Origin of the sequence: Salmonella sp. SAL03688, from assembly GCF_046551895.1 — a bacterium.
GTDB classification, from domain to species: domain Bacteria; phylum Pseudomonadota; class Gammaproteobacteria; order Enterobacterales; family Enterobacteriaceae; genus Salmonella; species Salmonella enterica.
In genome coordinates this window covers 1-1081 of record NZ_JBGDVI010000053.1, presented here as the reverse complement: position 1 = coordinate 1081, position 1081 = coordinate 1, and the positions used below count along the sequence as shown (strand labels likewise).

The following is a 1081-nucleotide window of genomic DNA, read 5'->3' as shown; positions in this document are numbered from 1 at the left end:
TTCAGCCGCATCTGTTTCGATGCGCACCAGCGGCGTAAAACTCCCCGGCGCATACACCGTCTGGATGCGGCTCTGTCCGGTCTGGATGGTCGTCAGCCTATCCCCCTCCCAGCCATACCACGTCACATATGGCCTGCGCGACAGCTCCATCCTCGTGTTACTCCAGTGAACCAGCTCCCGCTTCCATACCCGTTTACCCACGCGGCGCCCCAGCGGGTCATAGAGATACCGCCCTTCCGCCTGAATGGTGTTGTGCTGTATGCGCACATTTTACTTTACATATTTATAAGCTTTGGCCTTTTATGATATTTGAAAAGTCAGCAATTAATTCATTTATCTCATCATCTTGAATGTTTTTACCTTTCTCTATATGCGCCATGAGTAAGTTTATATTTTTTATATTATAAAAAAACTCACCCATATCCTTAAATAAATAATAATCAAAACCCTCACCATATAATCTTTCAACAATAGTAAGAAGAATTTTTTCATGCCTTTCCAGCCATCCTCTATTAATTAGGATGACTTGCGCCAATTTTCTTTCCTCATCATTGCCAGTAATTGACAAAGATATAAGAATCTTAATCAACAACTCATCATTTGATAAGTCTATAAGTCCATCCCATATTAATTTTAAAGCCACCCTTCTGATTTCTGAGTCATTATCTTTCAATAAAACCGAAAGGTCAGGATTATAACTTAAAATGAATAAACGAACATTATAATGGTATCTATTTAATATTTTTTCATATTCATCAAGCGAATTCCAAACAGAAACTCCATTTTGAAATAAATCAACCGTAAACCTTGCTTTATCGTGAAGTAAATTTTCAATTTTATAAAACTCTTCTAAGAAATTCCTCATTCTTTTCCTCCATACTCCCATGGGAACGATGCTAGAAGTTTATTGAACTCATCTGTCGTCATATCTCTCGTTGGGAACACAGTTGAGTGACCGACAGACATATATCCTCCGGGCACATTGATCTTACCCAGCAATAGTGGACACGCGACTAAGTGAGTAAACTCTCAAGTAAGAGGTGACTCACATGACAAAACCTGCATCAACCACTAAAAAGCC

The 1081-nt window shown here is 39.4% G+C and carries 1 protein-coding gene and 1 pseudogene; both read right to left on the bottom strand.

The window, feature by feature from the left end; all coding sequences use genetic code 11:
• Window positions 1–267: pseudogene (locus ACLJR2_RS23655) on the bottom strand (hypothetical protein); the annotation flags it as partial.
• Between the two features lie 16 nt (window positions 268–283).
• The gene (locus tag ACLJR2_RS23650; protein WP_001534621.1) at window positions 284–865 is read right to left on the bottom strand and encodes a hypothetical protein; all 582 of its coding nucleotides are present in this window, start codon (window positions 863–865) and stop codon (window positions 284–286) included.
• Window positions 866–1081: the final 216 nt, after the last annotated feature.

Coding starts and splice junctions, on each gene's coding strand:
- ACLJR2_RS23650 (WP_001534621.1), bottom strand. CDS start 865: ATGAGGAATTTCTTAGAAGAGTTTTATAAAATTGAAAATTTACTTCAC.